Below are 20,346 nucleotides of genomic sequence, written 5' to 3' on the forward strand. Positions count from 1 at the left end.
ACGTCTTGTAATGCCTGTGTTTCTTTGCGCGCCTCGCCGGCCGCGCCTCGCCGGCCGCATTCCATTGGGTTTTGTCATCCGCTCCAGGGCGGGGAGCGGCTAGCGGGGTTGTCCGGTGCTTGCAGGCAGGTGGATGCAAAGCAGCGCAAGGAACGCCAGGGTGCCTGCCATGCCGGATAACCATGCGGCGCCCGCGCCCCAGCGATCAAGACAGAACCCGAACAACAGTGGGGCAAAGGCCTGACCAATCCGGGCCGGCGCCATCAGCAATCCCAGCCGTGCCCCATAGCCATCGGGGCCGAAGATGGCCAGCGGCAAGGTGCCTTTGGCAATCGTCATGATGCCATTGCCCATGCCGTGCATGGCGGTGAAGACGAACACGGCCGGCCCGCCCATGGCCAGCATGACGACCACGCCAATGGGATGAAGCGCCGCAGCGAAACGTGCGGAGATCAGCGCATGGTGATGGCGCAGCCAGCCAAATTCCGCGATGCGCCCCATCACCTGCATGGGGCCGACCAGCGCGGCTGCGCTCAAGGCCGCTACCGGTGTGGCGCCGGCGGCCTGCAACAGGCGGGGCAGGTGTGTGGCCATCGCGGTGGCAATGAACCAGGCCAGACCAAAGGCTATGGCCATCAATATCGTGATGCGCATCGTTGCTGATGAGATCGGCACGGCGCCGCTGGCCGCTTCCACTGCCGATTCAGACTTCAGCACCGTATGCCGTGTATTGGGCATCAGGACATTCAGCGGCAAACCGATCAGCACGTGCGCCACCGCCCAGACAAAACAGGCAGTGCGCCAGTCGAAGGTATGCACCAGCCAGGTGGTTGCCGGCCAGCCGACGGTGCTGGCAAAGCCGGCCAGCAGCGTGATGCCGGTGATGGCTTTTCTGGCATGCTGGCCGTAGGCTACCACCAGCGTGGCAAATGCGGCTTCATACAGCCCCATGCCCATGGCGATACCGAGTATCACCCAAGCGATGCCCACGCTGATCATGCCCTGGCTCAACCCCAGTATGGTCAGCCCCAGCGCAAACAAAGTACTCGACAGCATCAGCAAGTGCCGCCCGCCATGCTGATCGATCAGCTTGCCTATTTGGGGGCCAAGCAAGCCAGAGATCAGCAGCGCGGCACTGAATGCCAGGAAGAGGGCCGAGGTGGGGAGGCCCAGTGATTTGGCCTGGGCATCGGCCAGTACCGCTGGCAGGTAATAGCTGGATGCCCAGGCCAGTGTTTGCGCAGTCCCGAGTGCCGCTATGGTTTTGCCGACAGGCCTTGGCTGTTGGGCGGCGCCAGGTGGTTCGTTACCGGCAGGCGCAATCCCGCTCATATATTGGCTTGGTTTACGCGTTTGGAGAGTGCTGCCGCGTCTTCCTTGCGCTCGCTGTAGCGGTCCACCAGGTACGGTGTGATATCACGCGTCAGCAAGGTGAACTTCACCAGCTCTTCCATCACATCCACCACGCGGTCGTAATACGACGATGGCTTCATGCGGCCGGCTTCATCGAACTCCAGAAACGCTTTGGGCACTGACGATTGATTGGGGATGGTGAGCATGCGCATCCAGCGGCCGAGGATGCGCAACTGGTTGACCGCATTGAACGACTGCGAGCCCCCCGATACTTCCATTACCGCCAGCGTCTTGCCTTGTGTGGGGCGTACAGCGCCGACCGACAGCGGTATCCAGTCGATCTGCGCCTTCATGATGCCGGTCATCGCGCCATGTCGCTCAGGCGAGCACCACACCATGCCTTCCGCCCATTGCGCGAGCTGGCGCAGCTCCAGCACCTTGGGGTGATCATCGGGGGCGCCATCGGGCAACGGCAAATCGGTAGGATCGAAGATGCGCGCTTCCGCACCCATGTTTTCCAGCAGGCGGGCGGCCTCCTGGGTCAGCAGCCGGCTGTATGAGCGCTCGCGCAACGAGCCATAGAGCAACAGGATGCGGGGCGGGTGTCCGGAAGTACCGATTGCCGCGTAACGGGAGGCGTTTGGCCGTTTGAACAAGTCACTATCGATATTGGGCAGATCATTCGGTGTGTGCAAATCCAAACCTCTCGAGTGTGTTGCGGCGTGCTTGGTCAACCTGATTCAGGCCAATCAGGATGACTGATTGACCCGATTGCCTTGTGCATCAATCACGGCTTCCCCGTCTTCCTTGCTGAATGCGTGTTGCTGCGGATCAGGCAGCAGATCGAGCACCGCTTCCGAAGGCCTGCACAGCCTGGTACCCAGTTCTGTGACAACGATGGGGCGATTGATCAGGATCGGATGCGCCAGCATGAAATCGAGCAACTGATCGTCAGTCCACTTGGGATCGTCCAGTTGCAGTGCGTCGTATGGCGTGCCGCTCTTGCGCAGCAGCGCCCGAGTACTGATTTCCATGGCGGCAATCAACGTCTTGAGTTCATCCTTGCCGGGCGGGGTATCCAGGTAGTGGATGATGGTGGGCTCTACACCGCTATTGTGGATCAGCGCCAGCGTATTGCGCGAGGTGCCGCAATCCGGGTTGTGATAGATGATGCGTGACATGGCAGGCTCCGTAGCGGTCATGATTCAATCTTTCAAAGGCGCAGCGGTGCGGTCTTCACCGGCGTTGGCCATCAGGTCGAGCGATAACGCCGCTTTGTCATGCAGCAGCCAGCCGAACACCCACGTTGCCGCGATGGCGCCGGCCAGCTGCGCCAGGATGAAGCCCGGTGCATCGATGGGGCGGATGCCGGCGAAGGTACCGCTGGCGGCACGTGCCAGCGTGACGGCCGGGTTGGCAAACGAGGTGGATGCCGTAAACCAGTAGGCGGCCACGATGTAACAGGCCACGGCAAACGGCACTGCTTCCGGCCGGCTGCGTGAGCAGCCGAAGATCACCGCCAATAGCCCGAAGGTGGCGATGAATTCGCTCCACCATTGCGCCGGGCCGGTGCGGATGTGCTGCGAGGCGAAGAACAGCGGCTCGCTGAACATCCCGTGTGCTGCAGCCACGCCGCAGAACGCGCCGATGATCTGCACCACCACATAAAGGCCTGCATCCTGATGGCTCAGCTCGCCACGTATCGTTGCGGCCAGCGTAACGGCCGGGTTGAAGTGCGCACCGGAAATCCCGCCAAAGGTCAGGATGAGTGCGATCAGGCCGCCACCGGTGGCAATGGCATTGGCGAGTAGCGCCACGGCCACATTTCCGCCAGACAAGCGCTCGGCCATGATGCCGGAACCAACCACCACGGCCAGAAGGAAAGCAGTACCCAGCCACTCGGCAAACAGACGACGCTGCAGGTTCATCATCGGTTCGCTCAATCGACCCTGGTTTCACCGATGTCGCGTACGACATCTTTCAGCGCCAGGCTGTGCAGCTTGTCATCCGGCAGGCTCACCAGCAGCTCGATGCGGCGTTTGATCTGGAAGAAGATTTTTTTGAATGATGCCCGTTTTTCTTCTTCGGTTTCGCCATGCGGGTCTTCGTAGCCCCAATGCGCGGTGAGCGGGTGGCCCGGCCAGATGGGGCAGACTTCACCTTTGGCGTTGTCACAGACGGTGATGATGATATCCATCTCGGATGCGCCGGCACCTTCAAAGGCTTCCCATGATTTGGAGTACAAGCCACTGGTGTCGTAGCCGATCTCGTTCAGCAGTTCGATGGCGATCGGGTTGACGGTACCGCTGGGATGGCTGCCGGCGCTGAACGCCTGAAAGCGGCCTTGGCCCAGCACATTCAGCCAGCCTTCCGACATCACGCTGCGGGCAGAATTGGCGGTACACAGGAACAGTACATTGAAAATCTTGTTGCTCATGATCGGATTCCGGGTGGGATGGTAGTCAGCAGCAGGCGCCGTTGGCCTGCACGGTGGATGCAACGCCGCATGGCATGCCACCACAGCAATTTTCGGTGAGGAAAGCCAGCAGCTCATTCATTGCGGCGTAGTTGGCCGAGTAGTGGATGAAGCGGCTTTCCTGCCTGGCGGTAATCAATCCGGCATGCGTGAGTTCTTTCAGGTGGAAAGACAGCGTGGCGGGTGCTACGCCCAGCGTTTCGCCAATGCGGCCAACCACCAGCCCTGCGGGGCCGGCAGTGACCAGCAGGCGGAAAATCGCCAGGCGCGTGTCTTGCGCCAGTGCGGACAGTGTGAGGACTGCAGCTTTTGATTCCATATTTCCATTTTTATAGAAATATTGGATGAAGTCAATCAGGGACGATGTTGAAGGATGCCATGCGAGCCGTGTTCGATGGCGGCAGCAAGGATTGATTACCGCGGGACCAAGCAGGCAAAACAGCAAGAAATCGGGGGCGGGGCAGGGCTTTTCAAGCCGGAAAATCACCAATCAGATCAACGCTTGAAAGGCCGCTGGCGAGACGCATTTTCCTTGTCAGCGGGGGCTCATGGTGAGACCCGCCAACCCATATTGCTTAATACCTTGAGGATATGAACCATGCGTAGCTTTGATTTCTCCCCCATTTATCGTTCCGCCATCGGCTTTGACCGCGTTGCCCAGTTGTTCGACGAGGCACTGCGTACCGAAAGCGCCCCCAGCTACCCGCCGTACAACATCGAGCTGGTGACGGAAGACCAGTACCGCATCACCATGGCCGTGGCCGGCTTCAGCCGCGCCGAGCTGGATATCGAAATCGAGCGTGACCTGCTGAAAGTCACCGGCCGCAAGCAGCGCGGCGAGGCCCGCCCCACCTATCTGCACAACGGCATTGCCGCCCGCGATTTCGAGCACAGCTTCCGCCTGGCAGACCACGTGCGCATCGTTGGCGCTACGCTGGAAAATGGCTTGCTGAACATCGAGCTGAAGCGCGAAGTGCCGGAAACGCTCAAGCCACGCAAGATCGCCATCGATGGCGATAACGTGCAGTTGCTGAAACAGGCAGCCTGAATAGCGCGCTGATCGTTCAGCGTTGGTGCTGCGGTAAAGCAGATGGCCGGGACATGGTTCCCGGCCATTTCTGTATCATCGCCATGCATGTCGCCCGGCGCTGCTGGCAGACGGCGTGCCCACTTTTCTGGATTGATTCACTTCCAATCAGGCTTCGGCATGGCACTGCAGGACATGGCAATACGGCTTTTCTCGATGGCGGACTATGCGGATGCGGCGGCGCTGTGGACATCCATCCCCGGCGTGACCTTGAATGAAGCAGATACGCCTGAAGCGATTACTGCATTCCTCGCCCGGAATCCGGGGCTGAGTTTTGTGGCGACAGATCGCAACGGCCAACTGATCGGCACCGTGCTGTGCGGCCACAATGGCCGTGCCGGCCATCTGTATCATCTGGCCGTTGCGCCATCGCATCGCAACCGGGGCGTGGGGCGTGCGCTGGTAGAGCGCTGTTTCAACCACCTGGCCGCAGCGCATATTCCCAGATGCAATATCTTTGTTTATGCCGATAACGATGTTGGCAATGCGTTCTGGCTGAAGGCCGGCTGGGATGATCCGGCTACCTGGAAAGTCCTGCAAAAGCATGTGCAGGTCTGATGGCGTTCAACGCTCGATTCAATGCGAGGTGACCAGCCATGCCGATTGAACCCTTGTTGCAGCAAATCGCCACCATCCCGTGGTTTACCAACCTGGGTCACGCCGAAGGCTGTGAGCCATATGTTCCCATCACCGATCTGGCGCAGTGGCAGCAGTTCATCAGGGCGGCGAATGCTGCGGAGTTTGGCTTGGCGCACGATGCAGGCGTCGCTTTGGCTTACCCGTTTGCCGGGATGTCGTGGCTGCCCACCACGCACGACGAAGCAGATCCGATTCACGGTGATGCGTTGCTCGCCGTTGCCAAGAGCACAGGGCAAGAGCCGGGCTTCAAGGCGGCCAAGCTCGCCGCTTTCAAGGTGGCAGGCACATCCCAGCGCAACGCACAGCTACACCCGGCATTGAAATCAGGGGCAACGAATCTGGCCGAGACCGCATGCATGGGCGGGCGCCACGCTTGCCGAATGGCTGCGGCAGAGGCTTTTCTGGGGCAGGAAGGCTTCTGGTACAGGGTGGTGCAATGCTATGCCAACGGTCATTGGCCGTTGGGGTTGTTGCCGGGTAACAGGGTGCTGGTGTTGTGACTCCATGTGATGGTGCTTATGTAATCACGGGCCATGTGGCTACCGGGCCGCAGGCGTGCCATTTCCATTCCTGACCCCTGTTCGCTCCTGATACGCCGCGCTAGTATGACTGCCTGTCAATGAAACGAAAGCGAGGGAACGGAACATGGCTGAATCACCTTTTGACGGCGCATGGCAATTGGTAACCGGTGAGTGCATCGATGACGGGCATCTGCTCGATTACGACACGCTGGATATCAAATCCCGCAAGGTGCTGGCCGATGGGCATTTCACCTTCATCTCGTACCAGAAGGGTGCTTTCTGGTCGGCGGGCAGTGGCCGCTTCCGCGTCGATGGCGCGGTCTATACCGAAAGCCCGGATATGGGCACCTATCCGCCGGCAGGGTTCCGTGATTACGTGTTCAAGGCCCGGCTGGATGGCAATGACTGGCATAACGAGCGCTGGGAAGACGGTGTGCGGGTCGAGTACGAGCTGTGGCAGCGCATTGCTGATTGATTGCTGTCATCCGTGGCTTTTCAGCGCGAAGATGTGCGGGTGCCAGGGCGGTACATCCAGGTACAGCCCGTGCGCCTGCAGATCTGCGCCATCCCGTTCGTAGCTGTTGTCGCCCAATAGATCTTCCAGCACCCAGTGCGTGTCGGCCATGCCGGGTAGCGGCAGTTGCACATAGCACTGGCCCTGCGTGGGCGCATAGTTCACGGCCACCAGCACATGGCGGCCGTTGGGGTTTTGCCAGGCAAACGCTACGAAATGATCCCGGGTGTCGTTGCCCGCCCATGCGGGCGTGCATTCCAGCAGTTGCCATGCGCCATCGCGCACGGTCAGCCGCCGCAGTACCGCCAGCAACCGCGCGTAGAACGCTGCCAGATCCGCATCGGTGGCTTCTGCCGGTGCGCGTACCAGATGCGGGGAGATCCGCAGCGTGTGCCCCTCGAACTGGCCCTGATGGAAAAAGCGCAGCCCCGGCGCCAAATAGGTGATGACGGCGGCGGCCTGGTGTTGGCCCGGCGGGAAGGTGGCAGCAGCACGTGGCTCGTCGTGGTTTTCCAGGAAGCGGGCCATGCGGGCCTGGTAATCCAGCCCGGCGTGAAAGTGCTCGCGCACCGGTCGGGCGTGGCCGTCGTGCAGACGGTCGTACAGCCGTTTGTCATAGGTGTAATCGAAGCCCTGCTGCTGGATATCCCATTCCCGGTCCCAATAGACTTCGGCCATGAAGGTGAAGTCCGGCTGGGTGCGCCGCACCACGGCAATGGCGGCCGGCCAGAACGGCGGGGCGGCGATGCCCCAGGTGCGCTCGAACACATCCGGCAGCAGCAGCATGGCCATGTCGCAGCGCACGCCGTCGCATTGTGCGGCGATGTTTTCCAGCTCGCTGATCATGGCCTGTTGCAGCGCCGGGTTGCCGTAGTTGAGCTGCAGTGTATCGGGCCAGCCGTCGAAGTACGGGTCGCGCCCGTAGGCAAACACGCGCGGGCCTTGCGGGGTTTGCAGCCGGCAGTAGTTTTGCGGTGCGTTTGCCAGATCGTTGTCGCTACCCGGCACGAAGTAATCCGGATGCGCGTTCACCCATGGGTGATCCGGCGCCATGTGGTTGGGCACGAAATCGAGCAGCAGTTTCAGCCCGCGCGCATGCAGCCGCTGCCGCAGCCGCGCCAGTGCACGCGGGCCGCCCAGGGCCTGATGGGCGGCATAGCGCTGGATGGCAAAGCCGGAGCCGGCGATATCATCGTCCCTCAGGTCTGGCAGCGTGTGTACAAACTCCTGCCGCCAGCCGGCGTTGGCACGGGAGACCGCTTGCGCAGCCGGGCCGGTCTGCCACACGCTCAGCAGCCAGATCCAGTCGAAGCCCATGGTTGCCAACTGGTCCAGCGCGCTATCCGGGATGTCGTCCAGCGTGGCGGCCCTGTTCAGCGTGCGCCCCAGCACCGTCAGCCAGACGCGGGTATTGATCTGGTACAGCGCGGGGTAGAGCGGGCTGGGCATGCGTTCTCCTCGGGCGGGGTTACAGGCCCGCCTGCCCCTTGATGACTTTGCCCAGCATGTCCCCCCGATCTGCGGTCAGCGCGGTGTCGGCATCCAGCCGGCCAAACAGGTTGAGCAGGGGCGCCACCAGCGCGGTCCAGCCCGTCTGGTGGCTGGCGCCCAGCCCGGCGCCGTTGTCGCCGTGGAAGTATTCGTAGAACAGGATCAGGTCGCGCCAGTGCGGATCGTTCTGGAAGGTATCGGCGCCGCCATACACCGGGCGCTGCCCCTGCTCGTTGCGCAGGAAGGTGCCTGTGAGCCGGCGTACCAGTTCTTCCGCCACCTGGAACAGCGTCATGTGCTGGCCGGAGCCCGTGGGGCATTCCACGGTGAAGTCGTCGCCGTAGAACTGATACAGGTTGATCAGCGCGCGGATGATCAGCGTGTTGACCGGCATCCACACCGGCCCGCGCCAGTTGGAGTTACCGCCGAACATGCCGGTATTCGATTCGGCCGGCAGGTATTGCACCTTGTATTCCAGGCTGCCCACGTTGAATACGAAAGGGTTGTCCAGGTGATGGCGCGATAGCGAACGGATGCCATGCGGGCCGAGGAATTCGTTTTCGTCCAGCATGTAGCCCAGCACGCGCTGCAGCTTTTTCTTGCTGAGGATGGCCAGCAGGCGCCGCCCCTTGTAGCCGGTAAAGCCCTGATCGGTGGGGGCCACCTGCGCCATCAGCTCCGGATAGCGCTCCTGGAACTGGTGGATAAGCGCGGTCAGCTTGGGGTAGCGGGTGGCCAGATCGCCTTCGAACACCGTGGATACGCACAGCGGCAGCAGGCCTACCAGCGAGCGCACTTTCAGGCGCATGGCCTGGCCGTCGGGCAGGCGTAGCAGATCGTAGAAGAAGCCGTCTTCTTCATCCCACATTTCGTCATTGTTATCCCCCACGCGATCCATCGCATAGGTGATCCACAGGAAATGCTGGACGAACTTGAACGCGATTTCCTCATAGATGGGATCGTATTCAGTGAGGATGAGTGCGATTTCCAGCATGTTGTGGCAGTAGAACGCCATCCATGCGGTACCGTCGGCCTGTTCCAGCGTGCCGCCGGTAGGCAGCGGTGCGCTGCGGTCGAAGATGCCGATATTGTCCAGCCCCAGGAAACCGCCGGCGAACACATTGCGCCCATCCGGATCCTTGCGGTTTACCCACCAGTTGAAGTTGGACACCAGCCCCTGGAACGAGCGCTCCAGAAAACGCAGGTCGGCGCGGCCCAGCTGGCTTTCGTACTTGTACAGCCATAGTGTGGCAAACGCGTGCACCGGCGGGTTCACATCGCTGAAATTCCATTCGTAGGCCGGAATCTGTCCGCTTGGATGGATGTACAGGTTGCGCAACATCAGCGTGAGCTGCTCTTTGGCAAAGTCGAAATCCACCAGCGCCAGCGAGATGGTATGGAAGGCCAGATCCCATGCGGCGTACCACGGGTATTCCCATTTGTCCGGCATGGAAATCACGTCTGCATTGAGCATGTGAAACCATTCGGTGTTGCGCACGTTCAGCTGCCGGGATTCCAGCAGCGGGTGATGCTTGTGCTCGCGCAGCCAGCGGTCCAGATCGAAGTAATAGTACTGCTTGCCCCACAGCATGCCTGCCAGTGCCTGGCGGTGTACCAGCTGCTGGTCTGCACTGAGCGTGGCGGGGGTGATTTGCTGGTAGAACGCATCGGCATCGGCAACACGGGCTTTGAAGACTTTGGCGAAATCGGCAAAAGGGCGCTCGATTTGCGTGGCGGAGAGGCGCAGCCGGATGGTGCTGCTGCCGTTGCCGGGTACTTCCAGCGCGTAGTGGGCGGCGGCCTTGGTGCCGCGCCTGTCCGGGTTGACCGCATCGTGCTGACCGCCGATCACGCGGGCATGGAACGCGTCTTTCACATAAGGCGTGTTGTTGGGCTGACCCCATAGCCGCTGGTTATTGCTTTCGTTCTCGGTGAACAGCAGCTCGGCCTTGCCGTCACAATACAGCCAGTATTCGCCCAGCGCATGGTGGGTAGCCTGAATGACGCCGGGGCCTGCTTCGCCCAGCACCGGCTTGCGGCCGTCGCCTCCCCACGACCAGGTATTGCGGAACCACAGCGTGGGCAGCACGCGCAGCCGCGCGGCTTCCGCCGCCCGGTTGTGGATGGTGATGAGGATGCAGATATCGTCCGGCCCGCCCTTGGCGTATTCGACGAAGACATCGAAGTAGCGGTCATCGGCAAACACGCCGGTATCGAGCAGCTCGTATTCGAATTCTTCGCGCGTGCGGGCGCGGTTGGTTTCGATCAGATCCCGGTAGGGGAATTCGCGCTGCGGATACTTGTACAGATACTTCATGTACGAGTGAGTGGGCGTGCTGTCGACGTAGAAGTAGTATTCCTTCACGTCTTCGCCGTGGTTGGCCTCGCTGTTGGTCAGGCCGAACATGCGCTCTTTCAGGATGGGATCGCGCTCGTTCCACAGCGCCAGTGCAAAGCACAGCTGCTGCTTGTCGTCGCAGATGCCGCCCATGCCGTCCTCACCCCACTTGTAGGCGCGCGAGCGGGATTGATCGTGGGTGAAGTAATTCCATGCGTCGCCGTTGTCGCTGTAATCCTCGCGCACCGTGCCCCATTGCCGCTCGCTCAGGTAGGGCCCCCATTTCTTCCAGGGCGTGCCTGCTTCACGTGCTTCGTTCAGGCGTTTCTGTTCGGCAACTTCGCGTGCGGCTGATCTGGGCATGGCGGCTTGCGCTCCGGGCGTGCGGGGGAAAAGGGGCCGCCGCGCGCGCATGGCTGCGTGTTGGCCGCTACTGGCTACCCATCCGTTCTATATGGGCATGTGGGGCAAATCAATCGAAACCAGCCTGAATGATGGCTTGCGGTAGCCTGGGCTGAAACGATACCGCTTTGTTTCGCGGCATTTGTGTAACTTTCGCTACGGCGTGAGCAGGCGCGGGCTGATGCCTGGAGTGCATACTGCCGACCCCGAAAGCTGGCGCTTTGGCATGCTGCTAGACTTCACTCAGCAGTCATATTCGTAAATTGGGGGTGCAATGGCCAAAGCATTAATCAGCTATCAAGACACTGCTTTGTGGGTCGATCCTGAAGTCTTGGCAGTGTGGTTAAGCACTGTGGCGCTGAATTTTGGCGTGCTCGAAAGCCCAGACCAAGCTTGGTTGGATGAGCTGCAGCATGAGTTTTTGGTTAGCAGGTGGTTTGCCGGGTCTAATACGTTGAGTATCAATTTTGACGACATATTGATCTGTGAAGTCATTGCCATCGCTCTTTATGCGGACTTTGCCCGGGTAGCCCGGATGTTCGAAGATATGGCGCCAACAATTCCGGGTGCGGTTTTTGATGTGCTTGGTTTCGAGCGCGGCTCGGTTTCCGATGATGCCGAAGTCTTTATCGACATCGGAAAGATATTCATGGAAATTTTTGAAAACGCGTTGCAACAGCAGCCTTGGCGTCAAAAGCCATTCTCCAATTAGTTTATGGCGGTTGAGCGGTTTACCGCCTGCGCCAGCAACCAGTCATGAAACAGTTGCATGGCCGGCGACAGTGCGCGTGTTTTTAGCCAGGTGAGCCAGTAGCTACCGGTGTGTACCTCGATGCTGAACGGGCTGACCAGCACGCTGCTTTGCAGCTCGCGGCTGAACATGCGCCGCGGGGCGAGCGCCACGCCGGCGCCTTGCGTGGCGGCTTCCACCATCAAGCGGGACGAATCGAACACCGGGCCATGCAGCGGCCATGCTGCCAGGCCGGCGGCGGCCAGCCATGCCGGCCATTCATCACTGCGGTAGGAGCGCAGCAGCGTTTCGCGGGCCAGATCGGCGGGTGTGGCCAGCCGGCGGGCGATCTGCGGCGTGCACAGCACCGTCAGCGGTGCATCCAGCAGGGCAGCATTGTGCGTGCCGGGCCAGTTTCCCTCGCCAAAGCGGATGGCGAAGTCGAGCCCTTCGGCCGCCAGGTCGACCAGGTTGTTGTTGGTCAGCAGGCGTAGCTCCACGAATGGATGCGCTTGGCGGAATGACTGCAGCCGCGGCATCAGCCAGCCCACGGCAAAGGTGCCCACCACGCCGACGGTAAGTACCTCGTGGAAGTGCCCGCCGGCAAACTGCTTGAGTACGTTTTCGATACGGCTGAACGCATCACTGAGCACCGGCAGCAGCGCGCGGCCTTCATCGGTCAGCCCCAACCCGCGTGGCAGGCGCTTGAACAGCACGCAGCCCAGCCGTTCTTCCAGTAGCCTTACCTGCTGGCTGACGGCGGCCTGCGTGACATTGAGCTCCTGCGCGGCGCGGGTGAAGCTCAGGTGCCGGGCCGAGGATTCGAAGGCGCGCAGCCCATTGAGCGGAAGGTAGGTTCGCACGCTGGCCTGCCAATAGATTTTCTTGGGTATGGTGGCAATTATTCTCGTTTGTGCCACCGCTGCAAAGGCCCGATAGTGCGGTAGCGGCCATGCCCGCCGCCGGATGACCATAGCGAGACCCACACGATGACGCACTCCCCAAGCCGCCGTACCCTGTTGCTGGCTGCAGCCACGCTGCCGCTGGCCCTTGCCCTGAAAAACCGCGCCGTTGCCGCAACAGGTGATCCCGTCTCAGCGGGCACTGCGGCCGGTTCCGCGCCAGCACTGCTGGCCGCGCTGGAAAAGCAAGCGGGCGGGCGCCTGGGCGTCTGCGCGATCCATACCGCCGATGGCGTGCAGACCGGCTACCGCGTGGACGAGCGTTTTCCGTTCTGCAGTACCTTCAAGCTGATGCTGGCCAGCGCAGTGCTGGCACGCAGCGTGCACGCCACCGGGCTGTTGCAGCAACGCATCCGCTATGGCAAGCGCGATTTGGTCAGCTATTCGCCCATCAGTGAAAAGCACCTCGGTGAGGGCATGACGGTGGCCGAGCTGTGCGCGGCCACCATCCAGTACAGCGATAATGCCGCCGCCAACCTGTTGATCCAGCTGCTGGGCGGGCCGGCGGCGGTGACGCGGTTTGCGCGCTCGATCGGCAACAACACCTTCCGGCTGGACCGCCGCGAAACCGCGCTCAACACCGCCATTCCCGGCGATGCACGCGATACTGTTACCCCGGCCGCCATGGCGCGCAGCGTGCAGGCGCTGGCATTGGGCAATGCATTGCCCGCAACGCAGCGCGAGCAACTGCAGGCCTGGCTGCGCGGCAATACCACCGGCGGCAAGCGCATCCTGGCGGGTGTACCCGCTGGCTGGGCGGTAGGCGACAAGACCGGCACCGGCGCCTACGGCACCACCAACGATATCGGCGTGATCTGGCCGGCCAGCGGCGCCCCCATCGTGCTGGCGGTGTACTACACGCAGCACGGTGCCGATGCAAAGCCCAAGGATGAGGTGATTGCCGAGGCAACGCGCATTGTGGTGGCAGCGCTGGGGTGAGTAGGCTCGGGATGGCGCCTGTTGGCAACACGCCGGGCTTTCTCGCCGGCCGGCTGGCCAGCCATCGCCTAAGATGAGCTGGCAACGGGCAAGGCAAGCAGGGCCCGATTTGCGCCCTCATCCCGACGAGTACCGCTCATGCCCTTGCGTTTCCTTCCTGCCGGTTTGCTTTGCGCTGCCGCTGCATTGCCCGCAATGGCAGACCCGGCGCGGGATGCGGTGCGCGATGTGGTGGCAGGGGCTGATCTGGGCAAGGGCTATGCGCAGATCATCAACCTGGCATCCACGCCGGACATCAGTGCATCCCGCTACGTGGTGGATCAGGACGAAGGGAATTTCACGCTGGAAGTGGCGCAGGTGCCGTACGAGGCCAAGCTGCTCAGCCTGACGCCGGATACGGATATCAACTGGCGGTTAGCGGGTGGTTATCTGCAGCTTGCCCAGGACGTTTTGCTGGATGACCTGCCCGCTAGCGGGCAGAACATCGACAGCAAATGGTCTGCCTATAGCGTAACGGGTGGCCTGGTGGCGCGAATCAACCTGGGCAACGGCTTTACCTTGCTGCCGGCGCTGGATTTCGGGGTTGCGCAGCTGGATAACAAGGCACAGTACGGCGCTGCCGCCAGTGCATTGCGGCCCCAGCTGGATGGTTTGCTGCTCAACTGGCAGACCAAGGCATGGTTGATTACGCCCAGCGTGGGCGTGCAGTGGCAAGGGGCGGATACCGTGCACCGCACCCGTATCGGCGGCCATGTGGCACGATCGTGGATCAACAGCTTCGATGAATCAGACCCGCAATTGCGTTTTCGTGAAACCGCCAATGTCTATTCCGTACATGCCGAGTACGCAGCGCCACTGGGCATGCAGCTAGCCAGCCGCCCGCTCGATTGGGTGGTGCTGGGCAGCTATGCCGGTTTCTTTGGTGCGGACCGCGATGCGATGGGTTTGCAGGCGATCGCCGAGCTGGGCCTGGCGCTGGAAGTGCCACTGGCCGGAAATGACTCCGCCAGCGACCGTGTGCGTGTGGGCGCCAGCTATCTGTTCGGGCCCAATGGCAAAGGCTGGACGCTGGGTTTGGGCTTGCAGTACTGAGCATGGCAACGTCGCGACGGCATCAGCGCCAGGCCGGGTGCCCGCAAGGCCATGCCTTTTTCAGGGCCAGATCGTTTTCAGAAGCCGCTCATATTCAGGACCAGATGGCCTTGGTGCGCCGCAGCCATTCTGCCCGCTCGGCAAGCCCGATGGTGCCGCCGTTGATGGCGCGGGTGACCTTGTTGAGGTTGTCTGCATCGGCCAGTGCATTGCAGTCTTTTTTCACCCACGCCGCTGCGGCCACGGCCAGGCACCATTGCGTGCTGATCACTTCATCCGGCACGGTGACGAAATCGGGTGCATCGGGGATCAATACGCGCAGGTTCTGCGTGGCGGTGCTGTAGCTTTCCCGGCCGGTGAGTTGCAGCAGGCCGCGGCCACGGAAGACATACCCGTCGTCCGGCTCGCAATTGCCCATGCGCCCGCCGTATACCTCGTTGGCCAGCTTCTGCTGATTGTGCGCGTATTCCTGTGGGTCCAGCGGGCCCTTGGGGGCAAAGCGCGTTGGCCATACCTTGGGCAGCCGTTCCGGACTGTAGTTGAGGCTTTCGAACTGCACGCTCAGCCCTACCGATTCATGCAGCACTTGCGCCATGAAATGGGCCAGCCGCAACGCATTGGCACTGATGCCGCTCTGGTCGAGAATGGCCTGGCCGCTTTCAAATGCCTCCCGGTAACTGGAGCGTGCATTCGGGGCCAGTGTAGCCAATTGGGATAGGTCGATAGACAGGGGCATGAGGGCTTCCTTGGGTATCCAGGCTGATTTTTATGTATTGGTCATATTAATCATGCTTTGATGAAAGGCAAGCCGCGGCAGGGCGGTGCATGAATGTGCTTGCCCGTTGCGGGCGCCGATTTTTACCTTGCATGCAGCGGGGCAGGCATGCCGAAATGGCTGCATTAACGTCATCCATCAAAGGCCGCGCATGGACCCACGCATTGAACAAGCCCGCCGCCTGCTGGCGATTGCCCAGACTGGCGAGCACTACGCGCGCGATCCGTTTGATGTGCTGCGTTATCAGGAAATCACCGATATCGCGCATGCACAGCTGGCGGCATTGGCCGATCTGGAAAGCGCCGAAGTGGCGCGGCTGTTTGCACCGGAAGCGGGCTATGCCAACCCCAAGCTGGATGTGCGTTGCGCGGTGTTCAATGCCGCGGGCCAGATGTTGCTGGTGCGTGAGGCCGCCGAGGGGCTGTGGGCATTGCCCGGCGGCTGGGCCGATGTGGGCGCCACCCCGGCCGAATGTGCTGCGCGCGAAGTGCGGGAGGAAAGCGGCTACACGGTGCGCATCACCCGGTTGCTGGCGCTTTGGGACATGCGCTTGCATCCGCACCCCGAGCAGTTGTTCCATATCTGGAAGCTGATCTTTCTTGGTGAGGTGATTGCCAGTGGTGAAGGCGATGGTGTGGAAACCGATGGCGCCGGTTTCTTTGCGCTGGATGCGCTGCCGCCATTATCAGAAGGCCGCATCCTGCCGCAGCAATTGCAGCAGCTGGATGCGTTGCGCCGCGGGGGCGGCATGGTATTTGATTGAGAGCCGCCTGACAAAACTCTGCCAGCCGCAACCTGGCGGGTTGGTCAGCGGCTCCAGACCAGGCAGATGCGCTGATGCTTTACCGCCCGCACAAGGAGATCATCATGTTCATGCGTGCATTGCTGGCCTTCCTGGCGCTACCCGGCCTGGTGGCATTTGCCGTGCCCGCGCTGTGGTTGTGGCGTGCGGGCGAATGGCGGCTGGATCAGCCTTTCGGCTTGCTGCCCCTGTTGCTGGGGACCGGCATGCTGTTGGGGTGTGTGCGGGATTTTTATACTGCCGGCAAAGGCACGCTGGCGCCGTGGGCACCGCCGCAGCATCTGGTGGAAGTGGGGCTGTACCGCTATAGCCGCAATCCGATGTATGTATCCGTGGCGCTGATCCTGATCGGCTGGAGCGTGGCGTTCACCTTTGCCGGCCTGGCGTGGTACACATTGCTGGTGGTGGCTGCCTTCCACCTGCGCGTGGTGTATGGCGAGGAACCCTGGCTGGCGCGCACGCATGGTGCGGATTGGCAGGCTTACGCGGTGCGTGTACGGCGCTGGCTGTAGTGGCGGCTTGCCAACGCAGCGGTCCGGCGCGGGCAGATTACCCCGGTAGTTCAATCAACACGGTACAGGTTTGCGCTTTTGCCTGCGCGGCCGCCAGGCGCTGCCGTTGCCTGCCAGGAGAAAACGGTCTGCATTGCAGGCGGGTTACCGGCAGATCAGTCGTCTTCTGCCGCGTCGTCGTCTTCGTTATCCCTCACGGCATGATCTTCATCGGCAAACAGCGCAGGCTTGCTGAGGCGCAGATCCGCCGGGATCAGTGCCTGCCATTGCTGCACCAGCGCTACGTGGGCTTCTTCGTCGTAAGCGCCTTCGGTATCGATCTCTGCCGCCAGCCGGCTGCTGCCGTCCAGCGCGTAGTAGCCGATGCTGCCGTGCTCGTGGTGGAGGCAGCCATACAACTCGATATCGCTGCCGCCCTCTACCAGTGCCTGGGCGAGGTACATCCATTCATCGCCGAATACATCCAGTACTGCATAGCCGTCCGGGTACTGCTCTGGCGGTCCGGCTAACGCAAAGCCTTCCTGTTCGCTCACGAACATGCTGTTGCCGTCAGCGTCGATGCCGGCAGCGGCATGCAGTGCTTCGATGACGGGCCAGCCTACGTTGTCCTCGTCCTCCACCAATTGGTCGAGCAGGTCATCACTGACCTTGATGGCAAGAAAACCGTTGGCTTCAGACATGGTGCTTCCGTTACGCGGGTTGGCAATGCAAACAGCATAGGTTGCGAATGGCGTAGTCGCAGCCAGCGATGATTTTTGCCGTGCCTGCTGCCATGGCTGCGCGGTGCGGTCTAGAATGCGTTGCAGCCCGGCATTGCGGGCCGCTTGCCTGATCCTTTCCGCCAACAGGCCACAGCCGGATATCACGATGATCGATTTCTTCCTGCACGCGCTCAAATCCAACCCTGAAATCGCCATTTTCCTGTCGATTGCGTTGGGTACCTTGCTGGGGCGCATCCCCATCATGGGTTTCCACTTGGGCACGGTGGCCGGCTCGCTGCTGATGGGGCTGGTGATCGGGCAGATCGGCATCGATATGCCGGGCATCCTGAAAGGCGTGTTCTTTGCGCTGTTCATCTATGCGGTGGGCTTCAAAAGCGGGCCGGAGTTCTTTGGCAGCCTCAACCGCGGCACCATCAAACTGGTGGTGCTGTCGGTGGTGCTGTGCGTGACCGGCTTGCTGGCCATCTTGCTGGTGAACTGGCTGTTCGGTTTCGATGCCGGCTTTGCCGCCGGGCTGGGCGCCGGTGCGCTGACCGATACTGCCATGATGGGCACCGCATCGAGCGCCATCAATGAACTGGATATCACCGCTGCCCAGGTGGCCGACCTCAACAGCCATATGGCCATTGCTTACGCCATTACCTATATCGGCGGCACGGTGGGCCTGATCCTGTTCGTGGGCAGCATTGCGCCACGGTTGCTGAATATCGATCTGAAACAGTCGGCACGTGAGCTGGAGGCAGAGCTGGCCGGCGGCGATGCGGTGCTGCAGCCGGGCGAGGTGATTGCCTATACACGGGTGATCACGCGTGCTTACCGGCTGGCTGCGCAGGCGGACGGCCTGACCATCGCCCAACTGGAAGCACGGATGGGGCAGGTATCGATAGAGCGCGTGGTACGCGGCAACGAAGTGCTGGAGCGCGATACCGCGCTGGTGCTGGCCACGGGCGACGTCGTGGGCGTGGTGGCGGTACGCGAACTGGTGGACCGGCTGTCCGGTTGGCTGGGCGTGGAAGTGGATAGCCCGCTGGCGCTGTCCTACCCCAGCAAGGTGGTGGAGGTGGTGCTGACCAGGGGCGAGTTTGCCAACAAGACATTGCAGCAGATCAAGGCGCTGATCGGCCCGGCTGCGCACCATGGCTTGTTCCTCAACCGCGTTACCCGGCAGGGTTACGATTTGCCGTTGCTGGCCAATACCGTTTACCAGCGGGGCGACATCGCGCACCTGTCCGGCCGCCCGGATGTGGTGGACGCGTGTGCATCGCGCTTTGGCCGCATCAGGGTGAGCAAGTACAAAAGCGATATCGCGCTGCATACGCTGGGCATCGTGGCCGGCTCCGTGCTGGGCTTGCTGTCCGCACACGTCGGCAATATCCCCATCGAGCTGGGCGTGGGCGGTGGCATCCTGATCGTGGCGCTGGGGCTGGGCTGGGCGCATTCGCGTTACCCGATCTTTGGCGATCTGCCACCGGCCGCGCAATGGGCGTTTTCGGAGTTCGGCCTGACCGCGTTTGCCGCCGTGGTGGGCCTGCTGGCGGGCCCCAAGGCGATCCACGCGATGCAGGAACACGGGCTGGCCATCCTGGTGGCCGGGTTGATCGTCACCATGGTGCCGCCGCTGGTGGCGTTCTACTTTGGCCGCTATGTGCTCAAGCTGCACCCGATGATCTTGCTGGGTGGCCTGGCCGGATCGCAAACCGAAGCCGCATCGATGAACACCATCCTGGACGAAACCCAGAGCCAGACGCCAGTGATCGGCTTCACGGTGTGCTACGCGGTATCCAATGTGCTGTTTGCGGTGTGGGGGCCGATCATCGTGGCGTTTGCCTGATGCGGCGCTGCCTTGCCGCGCTGCCGGCAACTGCGCTACAGTCATCCCCATGCAAATGCACCGCGCCCACGCTTTCCTGACTGCACTTCACGCCCCCGTTGGCGTGGCGCAGGCGTGCGCGGCATCCAAAGCCAAAAAACAGTTGCTCGTCTGACCGGAGCGCTGTTCCGTCAGAGGTGACGGAATGGCTGTGGCGGTGAATCTCCCCCTGTTGTCTGTCCCTCTGGCTGGTTTTTACCGGTCTTTTCTGGAGGGTAGGGCATGTCGATTTTTTCCGGTATCTGGGTTCCACTGATCACACCGTTTGCCGATGGCGCGGTCGACCATGCGGCGTTGCGCGCACTGGTTGCGCATTACGTTGACGCGGGCGTGCACGGCCTGGTGGCGCTCGGCACCACCGGCGAGCCGTCATCACTGAGCGATGCCGAGCAGGATGCGGTGCTAGCCACCATTCTTGCCGCTGCCGGTACGCTGCCGGTGGTGGTGGGTGTGGCCGGCAACAACGCAGCCGCGTTGCAGCAGCGCGTGCAGCAGTTGAACGCACTGCCGCTGGCGGGCTTGCTGGTGCCGGCGCCGTATTACATACGCCCGTCGCAAGCGGGCTTGCTGGCGCACTTTACCGCGCTGGCCGATAGCAGCCGCCACCCGCTGGTGGTGTACGACATCCCGTACCGTACCGGTGTGCGCATCGAGCTGCCCACGCTGCTGGCGCTGGCCGCACACCCCAACATCCACGCGGTGAAGGACTGTGCCGGCTCGCTGGATACCACGCTGGCGCTGATCATGGATGGCCGGCTGGCGGTACTGGCAGGCGAGGACCTCAACCTGTTCAATACGCTGTGCCTGGGCGGCCATGGCGCCATTGCGGCCAGTGCCCACTTGCGGCCAGCTGATTTCGTGGCGGTGTACCGCGCGATCTGCAACGGGCAACTGGCGGAGGGGCGCGGGCGCTTCCAGCAATTGGTGCCACTGATCCAGACCTTGTTCATCGAGCCCAACCCGGCGCCGGTAAAAGCGGCGCTGGCTGCACAGGGGTTGATCCGCAACGAGCTGCGCGCACCGATGCTACCGGTTGCCGCGGCAACGCAGCTGCAACTGGCGTTGCTGCAGGCTGCTTGAGCGTACATGCGGGCAGCGGCACGGGGCGGGCACCACAGCAG

General features: G+C 61.9%; 22 protein-coding genes. 11 read left to right on the plus strand and 11 right to left on the minus strand.

Annotated elements, in window-relative coordinates:
* Positions 1-99: 99 nt before the first annotated feature.
* Genes IGB42_RS09220 through IGB42_RS09245 form a run of 6 tightly spaced genes read right to left on the minus strand, consistent with a single transcriptional unit; the run spans position 100 to position 4,148 of the window.
* Positions 100-1,332 carry an MFS transporter gene (locus tag IGB42_RS09220; RefSeq protein ID WP_159670381.1) on the minus strand — a complete coding sequence of 411 codons (1,233 nt, stop codon included), beginning with the start codon at positions 1,330-1,332 and terminating at the stop codon, positions 100-102.
* Positions 1,329-2,048 (minus strand): arsenical resistance protein ArsH, encoded by a 720-nt coding sequence (arsH, locus tag IGB42_RS09225; protein ID WP_255461450.1) that lies wholly within the window; start codon positions 2,046-2,048, stop codon positions 1,329-1,331. Before arsH ends, IGB42_RS09220 begins: the two co-directional genes overlap by 4 nt.
* Positions 2,049-2,102: 54 nt before the next feature.
* Complete coding sequence (arsC, locus tag IGB42_RS09230) at positions 2,103-2,534, minus strand: arsenate reductase (glutaredoxin) (RefSeq protein WP_159670388.1); 432 nt, start codon at positions 2,532-2,534, stop codon at positions 2,103-2,105.
* A gap of 24 nt (positions 2,535-2,558) precedes the next feature.
* Positions 2,559-3,284, minus strand: coding sequence for an MIP/aquaporin family protein (locus IGB42_RS09235; RefSeq protein ID WP_236822539.1), 726 nt, complete (start codon positions 3,282-3,284; stop codon positions 2,559-2,561).
* An 8-nt stretch (positions 3,285-3,292) separates the two neighbouring features.
* Positions 3,293-3,790, minus strand: a complete 498-nt coding sequence (locus tag IGB42_RS09240) for an arsenate reductase ArsC (protein WP_159670392.1) — start codon at positions 3,788-3,790, stop codon at positions 3,293-3,295.
* 25 nt (positions 3,791-3,815) lie between these two features.
* Positions 3,816-4,148, minus strand: coding sequence for a helix-turn-helix transcriptional regulator (locus IGB42_RS09245; RefSeq protein WP_159670395.1), 333 nt, complete (start codon positions 4,146-4,148; stop codon positions 3,816-3,818).
* A 279-nt stretch (positions 4,149-4,427) separates the two neighbouring features.
* On the opposite strand from IGB42_RS09245, the gene IGB42_RS09250 reads away from it, so the two are divergent.
* From IGB42_RS09250 to IGB42_RS09265, 4 genes are all read left to right on the plus strand, one after another.
* Positions 4,428-4,877, plus strand: a complete 450-nt coding sequence (locus IGB42_RS09250) for an Hsp20 family protein (protein WP_159670398.1) — start codon at positions 4,428-4,430, stop codon at positions 4,875-4,877.
* 174 nt (positions 4,878-5,051) lie between these two features.
* Positions 5,052-5,474, plus strand: a complete 423-nt coding sequence (locus tag IGB42_RS09255) for a GNAT family N-acetyltransferase (RefSeq protein WP_201799882.1) — start codon at positions 5,052-5,054, stop codon at positions 5,472-5,474.
* Between the two features lie 38 nt (positions 5,475-5,512).
* Positions 5,513-6,055: a hypothetical protein gene (locus tag IGB42_RS09260; RefSeq protein ID WP_159670401.1), complete on the plus strand. Its 543-nt coding sequence runs from the start codon at positions 5,513-5,515 to the stop codon at positions 6,053-6,055.
* 145 nt (positions 6,056-6,200) lie between these two features.
* Complete coding sequence (locus IGB42_RS09265; RefSeq protein WP_159670404.1) at positions 6,201-6,551, plus strand: hypothetical protein; 351 nt, start codon at positions 6,201-6,203, stop codon at positions 6,549-6,551.
* Between the two features lie 6 nt (positions 6,552-6,557).
* Here the strand turns inward: IGB42_RS09265 and IGB42_RS09270 are convergent, their stop codons facing one another.
* Both IGB42_RS09270 and IGB42_RS09275 read right to left on the minus strand, forming a co-directional pair.
* Complete coding sequence (locus tag IGB42_RS09270; RefSeq protein WP_159670407.1) at positions 6,558-8,039, minus strand: alpha-amylase family glycosyl hydrolase; 1,482 nt, start codon at positions 8,037-8,039, stop codon at positions 6,558-6,560.
* A 19-nt stretch (positions 8,040-8,058) separates the two neighbouring features.
* Positions 8,059-10,782, minus strand: coding sequence for a glucosidase (locus IGB42_RS09275; protein ID WP_159670410.1), 2,724 nt, complete (start codon positions 10,780-10,782; stop codon positions 8,059-8,061).
* Positions 10,783-11,095: 313 nt separating this feature from the next.
* Between IGB42_RS09275 and IGB42_RS09280 the strand changes: the two genes are divergently transcribed.
* Entirely contained in the window at positions 11,096-11,533 is a 438-nt protein-coding gene (locus tag IGB42_RS09280) for a hypothetical protein (RefSeq protein ID WP_159670413.1), read from the plus strand.
* Here IGB42_RS09280 and IGB42_RS09285 read toward each other — a convergent pair.
* On the minus strand, positions 11,530-12,414 hold the full coding sequence (locus IGB42_RS09285; RefSeq protein ID WP_159670416.1) for a LysR family transcriptional regulator: 885 nt from the start codon (positions 12,412-12,414) through the stop codon (positions 11,530-11,532). The genes IGB42_RS09280 and IGB42_RS09285 overlap by 4 nt on opposite strands.
* Positions 12,415-12,540: 126 nt before the next feature.
* Between IGB42_RS09285 and bla the strand changes: the two genes are divergently transcribed.
* The gene (gene bla / locus IGB42_RS09290; RefSeq protein WP_159670419.1) at positions 12,541-13,452 is read left to right on the plus strand and encodes a class A beta-lactamase; all 912 of its coding nucleotides are present in this window, start codon (positions 12,541-12,543) and stop codon (positions 13,450-13,452) included.
* A 138-nt stretch (positions 13,453-13,590) separates the two neighbouring features.
* Positions 13,591-14,544 (plus strand): hypothetical protein, encoded by a 954-nt coding sequence (locus IGB42_RS09295; protein ID WP_159670422.1) that lies wholly within the window; start codon positions 13,591-13,593, stop codon positions 14,542-14,544.
* Between the two features lie 94 nt (positions 14,545-14,638).
* Here the strand turns inward: IGB42_RS09295 and IGB42_RS09300 are convergent, their stop codons facing one another.
* Positions 14,639-15,280 (minus strand): lytic enzyme, encoded by a 642-nt coding sequence (locus tag IGB42_RS09300; RefSeq protein ID WP_159670425.1) that lies wholly within the window; start codon positions 15,278-15,280, stop codon positions 14,639-14,641.
* A gap of 190 nt (positions 15,281-15,470) precedes the next feature.
* On the opposite strand from IGB42_RS09300, the gene IGB42_RS09305 reads away from it, so the two are divergent.
* Positions 15,471-16,082, plus strand: coding sequence for an NUDIX hydrolase (locus tag IGB42_RS09305; RefSeq protein ID WP_159670428.1), 612 nt, complete (start codon positions 15,471-15,473; stop codon positions 16,080-16,082).
* 104 nt (positions 16,083-16,186) lie between these two features.
* On the plus strand, positions 16,187-16,633 hold the full coding sequence (locus IGB42_RS09310) for an isoprenylcysteine carboxylmethyltransferase family protein (protein WP_159670431.1): 447 nt from the start codon (positions 16,187-16,189) through the stop codon (positions 16,631-16,633).
* Positions 16,634-16,788: 155 nt separating this feature from the next.
* Here IGB42_RS09310 and IGB42_RS09315 read toward each other — a convergent pair whose 3' ends face one another.
* Entirely contained in the window at positions 16,789-17,313 is a 525-nt protein-coding gene (locus tag IGB42_RS09315) for a hypothetical protein (protein WP_159670435.1), read from the minus strand.
* A gap of 187 nt (positions 17,314-17,500) precedes the next feature.
* On the opposite strand from IGB42_RS09315, the gene aspT reads away from it, so the two are divergent.
* Both aspT and dapA read left to right on the plus strand, forming a co-directional pair.
* Complete coding sequence (gene aspT, locus IGB42_RS09320) at positions 17,501-19,186, plus strand: aspartate-alanine antiporter (RefSeq protein ID WP_159670439.1); 1,686 nt, start codon at positions 17,501-17,503, stop codon at positions 19,184-19,186.
* Between the two features lie 261 nt (positions 19,187-19,447).
* Complete coding sequence (dapA, locus tag IGB42_RS09325) at positions 19,448-20,305, plus strand: 4-hydroxy-tetrahydrodipicolinate synthase (RefSeq protein WP_159670442.1); 858 nt, start codon at positions 19,448-19,450, stop codon at positions 20,303-20,305.
* Positions 20,306-20,346 lie beyond the last annotated feature (41 nt).

Origin of the sequence: Andreprevotia sp. IGB-42 (assembly GCF_009848685.1) — a bacterium.
Classification (GTDB): Bacteria; Pseudomonadota; Gammaproteobacteria; order Burkholderiales; family Chitinibacteraceae; genus Andreprevotia.